This is a genomic window from Ruminococcus sp. (assembly GCF_017650195.1).
Taxonomy (GTDB): Bacteria; Bacillota; Clostridia; order Oscillospirales; family Ruminococcaceae; genus Ruminococcus.
In genome coordinates, this window is the sequence record NZ_JAGCFH010000178.1 from 1 (window position 1) to 4,931 (window position 4,931).

The window sequence follows — 4,931 nt, forward strand, 5'->3', positions numbered from 1 at the left end:
ACCAGACATTTATGCGGAGATATAGTTTAAGACTATATGTTGAGGTAGGTCTTTATCTCCTCAATGTATATTTCTGCCATTTCACTGAGAATAACATTTTTTAGTGTGATATAGCCTATTTCCATTACTTCGTCAGTATCGTCATCAAAAGGTACTGCTATATAATCGCTGCCGTTGAGCTCCTCGCAAATAATGCCGGAGCAGAGGGTATAACCGTTCAAACCAATCATAAGGTTAAGCATAGTGGCACGGTCGTTTGCCTTTATAGTACGCTGATAATCTGCTGTACTGAGCAGCTCCTCGGCAAGGTAGAAAGTACTGTTGTCGCCCTGTTCAAAGGAAAGGCATGGATAGTCGGCGAGCTGTTCAAAGGTTATCTTTTTTTCCTTTGCAAGTGGGTGTCCCTTCCAAATATAAACGAACGGACTGCATTTCGTAAGGGTATGGAATTCTATGCCGTTTGAGTGAAGCAGCTTTGTTATGGACTTACGGTTGAAATCGTTAAGATAGATTATACCTATCTCACTACGCATGGTAGCAACATCGCTGATGACTTCAGCTGTCTTTGTCTCACGAACTGCAAACTCGTACTCTGTAGTATCGAACTCCTTGACCATTTCCACGAACGCCTTTACTGCAAAAGAGTAATGCTGTGTCGAAACGCCGAACTTTTTCTTGACATTACCCTTGCTGATATACTTCTCAGCAAGCACGTCAAACTGTCCTACGACCTGACGGGCATACTGTATAAACTCCGCACCGTCGTTGGTGAGGGTAACTCCCCTGCCGCTGCGATTGAAGATCTTTATGCCTATCTCCTTTTCAAGCTCCTGCACTGAGGAAGTAAGAGAAGGCTGGGAAACGTAGAGCTGCTCCGCTGCCTTGTTCATAGAACCTGTTGCCGATATGGCAAGTATGTATTTAAGCTGCTGTAAAGTCATTGTTTACCTCCCGATAATTTTAAATTGAGATATTAGAATTGAAAATGCAGAATTGCGCTGTCCTATGTCGTGGAAAAATCAAAATAAGTAAGTGAAAGTTAACACATTCATTTTCAATTCTCCATTCTCAATTAATCATAAAGTCCGGTACTGAAATATCTGTCACCTCGGTCAGGAAATACCGTTACTATATTGCCTTTGGCGCCGCCGTCAATAAGCTTGAGTACTGCCGCCATAGCTGCTCCTGAGGAGGAGCCTGCGATTATTCCTTCTGTCTTTGCAAGTAACCGGGACGTTTCAAAAGCCTCTTTATCATTTACTTTTATAACATCGTCAACAAGAGACATATCCATAGTATCCGCAATGAAGTCATTGCCAATGCCTTCGATGTTGTAGTCGGCGTGCTCACCGCCGCCCATTGTAGAACCAATGGGGTCTGCAAGAATACCCTTTACAGAAGGTACTCTCTCTTTCAGGTAGCGGAGTATACCCGTGTAAGTACCTCCACTTCCTGCACCTGCAACCACGTAATCTATCCTGCCGTCAAGATCCTCGAATATCTCGCGTCCTGTAGTTTCGTAATGTGCAAGGGGATTACTCTGATTTTTGAACTGCTCCAAAGATATTGAGCCCGGTATCTGTGCCTTTATCTCCTCTGCCTTGGAGACTGCACCGAGCATACCCAGCTCACGAGGTGTATTAACTACCTCCGCGCCCAGTGCGCGGAGAAGAGCCTGCTTTTCCGCCGAAAACTTTGTAGGTACTACAAAGATTATCCTGTAGCCACGATTAAGTGCCGCAAAAGCTATTCCAAGTCCCGTATTGCCTGCGGTAGCTTCAACGATGGTACCGCCTTTTTTTAGAAGTCCCTTTTTCTCTGCATCGTTTATCATATACAACCCTGTACGGTCCTTGACGCTTCCAGAAGGATTCCACAGTTCTAGCTTTGCAAAAACGTTCACATCTGCAATGCCAGTTATATTCCCAAGGCGCACCAAAGGAGTATTGCCTATAAGCGACTGCATAGAATCATAGTATCTCATATCTATTATCTCACTTTCTCTCTGATTTTGCAATAGCCTGTTCAATATCCACAAGAATATCTTCAATATTTTCGATACCTACTGAAAGTCGGATAAGTCCGTCAGTGATACCGACCTTTTTGCGTATATCGGCAGGAATAGAAGCATGGGTCATTGTCGCAGGATGGCATACGAGGGACTCCACGCCACCGAGGCTTTCTGCAAGAGATACAAGTTCTAGGCTCTCAAAGAAAGAATTTATATCATAGTTTTCGTGGAGCTCAAAGGATATCATTGCGCCACCATTCTTAGCCTGTCTGCGATTTGTCTCATATCCCTGACTGCCTGACAGTCCCGGATAGTAAACATTCTTCACTGCCTTGTGCTTTGAAAGGAACTCCGCAATCTTTTCAGCGTTGTATACGTGTCTGTCCATACGTACAGCAAGGGTTTTTATACCGCGGATAAGCAGGAATGAATCAAAGGGTCCGAGAACTCCTCCGGTAGAATTCTGTATGAATGCTATCTTCTCTGCAAGCTCCTTTGTGCTTACTACTGCAAGTCCTGATACTACATCACTGTGACCGCCGAGATACTTTGTAGCACTGTGTACGACAATATCCGCACCAAGCTCAAGGGGCTTCTGAAGATATGGAGTCATGAAAGTATTGTCCACGATGACCAGAAGTCCGTGCCTGTGGGATACTTCCGCAATTGCGCTGATATCAGTAACTGTCATAAGAGGATTTGCCGGGCTCTCTATAATAACAGCCTTTACATCGTCAGTGATCTGGCTTTCGTAAACGTCCGGATGTTCAGTATCGGCAATGGTATAGGTAAAGTCAAAATGATCAAAAACCCTGCTCAACAGGCGGAATGTACCACCGTAGACATTGCTTGATATAAGCACTCTGTCGCCGCTGTGAAGAAGGCTGAGGACTGCTGTAATAGCTGCCATTCCGGAACCGAATGCAAAGCCTGCAACTCCGCCTTCCAGCTCTGCGATAAGCGCTTCAAGAGCCTCTCTGGTGGGATTTCCGGTACGTGAATACTCATAGCCTCTCATTTTACCGAGACCGTCCTGCTTGTAAGTGGATGTCTGATAGATCGGCACATTTACTGCACCTGTTCTTTCATCAATGGAAATGCCTCCGTGTATAAGTGCTGTTTCTGCATTTTTAAAATTGCTCATAATTATTCTCCTTTTTAGTCGTTAGCCCTGTAGCTGTTAGCTGTTGTTCTTATTGCTAATAGTTTATTCGTAGTCATAGCCTGCAGTATACTGTGCAGAAATCAGACTTACATTTTCAAACGCCCTAAGATCATCCTGCCGTCCGTCGAAGTATTCCTGCTGCACCTTTTCAGGCGGCATATAAGTATCTATTTGGAAACCGAGAGAGTACAGGGCACGAGATACTTCATTGTAATCAAATCCACCTCGCATCTCCTCTCCGAGTGATTCCGTTATCTTTTCAAGTCTTGTAACTCTCCGGGGAAACTCCCCTGTTTTTATAGGATAATCAAACACTACAACGCTTCCGAGTGCCGAAAGTTCCGCCATTTGCGCAAGTGTATCCGAAAACACATCTAGCGTTAGATAATATGAAACGCCGAGTATGCTGAAAAACGTCTTCTTTGCAGGGTCAAATCCTGCCGCAAGGAGCTTATCACACATTCGCTCACGCTCGAAATCAACTGATACATAGTGAACATTTCTGCGGATATTCCACTCCAGCTCATCTATCTTTCCAAGCTTGTAGCGCTGAGTATCTGGGTGGTCAATCTCGAATATCTCGATGTCCTCGTTTTCATTTCGAAAAGCAAAGGTATCCGACCCTGCTCCGCATATAACATACTGAACTTCGCCGTTTTCAGCTGCGAAATCCGCAAGTCTGCTCTCGTTGAAGTGTATTCTTGACAGTGGTATTGGAGCGAAGTATTCAGCAATTATCTGCTCCGTGTCCTCCCGAGAGAAATGCCGGGAACCGTCAAGTCCGCTGCTTATGAGTTCGTATATGCTGTCATATTCCTCCTTACCAAGCATATCGTAGGCAAGGTAATCATCATATATCTTATCTCTAGAACGGTTGGAGTGCCATGCTCTCACAAACGCACATATCTTAGCAGTTACGCTTTCTCTTTCATTTACCATAGTAATCTCTCCATAACAAAAAATGCGTAGAATGACATTCGCATTCTACGCATAACATATTTACTCGCTTAAAGTCAAGAGAAGACGCAACATCGCTGAGCATAAGTATGCAGAATACGGATATCATTTGATATGTTCATACAACAACACTGCATACAGCACATCATATAAGCTCTCATGTTCAGCACTCCCTTTCATTAATCTTCTGTATTCCTATCGGAACTATATGTATTATAGCATTCATCCCCTTAACTGTCAATAGGTTTAAGCTATATTCGGCGATAGTTATAGTTTTATCCTATTATTCTTATAGTCTTTGTAGATTTTGCAATTAAGTACCGAGCTATTAGCCGTTAGTTTTATTGGAATTGCGAATTTTAATTCGGAACGCAAAATTTGGAATTGTAGGAGCAAACATTATTCGCCTACTAATAACGACACGGAAATATTTGGACTTGTATCGACAGCCTCTTAACACATTTTCTCTTTATATCATGGATTATTGCATTAGCTTACAAAGCATTTTCAAGTAAGAAAACAATAAGTAAAGAAGGAAAGAGTATAATGAAAATAGCCAAAGAACAAAAAGTCCTTTGGCATATTTTAATGTTTCCAGCGAAGCAGTCGATTCTGGAGCTTATTGAACAGAAATGTAACGGCAATTACCACAAAACCGATAACGAGGAGTCCTGTGATAGTACGTGTGTAATCTCCAAAGTCGGAGTAATATTTTACATAATAGCCCATACCGTCACGTGCTCCTATCATCTCCGCAGATGTGAGAAGTATGAATGATACGCTCAGTCCCTGATTGCA

4 protein-coding genes and 1 pseudogene are annotated in these 4,931 nt (G+C 43.2%); all 5 read right to left on the reverse strand.

Annotated elements, in window-relative coordinates; translation table 11 throughout:
- Window positions 1-32: 32 nt before the first annotated feature.
- A complete protein-coding gene (locus J6U00_RS08345; protein ID WP_296580940.1) occupies window positions 33-941 on the reverse strand; it encodes a LysR family transcriptional regulator in 909 nt (302 codons plus the stop codon).
- Between the two features lie 131 nt (window positions 942-1,072).
- Window positions 1,073-1,984, reverse strand: a complete 912-nt coding sequence (locus J6U00_RS08350; protein WP_296580942.1) for a cysteine synthase family protein — start codon at window positions 1,982-1,984, stop codon at window positions 1,073-1,075.
- A gap of 10 nt (window positions 1,985-1,994) precedes the next feature.
- On the reverse strand, window positions 1,995-3,155 hold the full coding sequence (locus J6U00_RS08355) for a PLP-dependent aspartate aminotransferase family protein (protein WP_296580944.1): 1,161 nt from the start codon (window positions 3,153-3,155) through the stop codon (window positions 1,995-1,997).
- Window positions 3,156-3,218: 63 nt separating this feature from the next.
- Window positions 3,219-4,115 (reverse strand): class I SAM-dependent methyltransferase, encoded by an 897-nt coding sequence (locus tag J6U00_RS08360; protein ID WP_296580946.1) that lies wholly within the window; start codon window positions 4,113-4,115, stop codon window positions 3,219-3,221.
- A 603-nt stretch (window positions 4,116-4,718) separates the two neighbouring features.
- Window positions 4,719-4,931: pseudogene (locus J6U00_RS08365) on the reverse strand (ABC transporter permease); the annotation flags it as partial.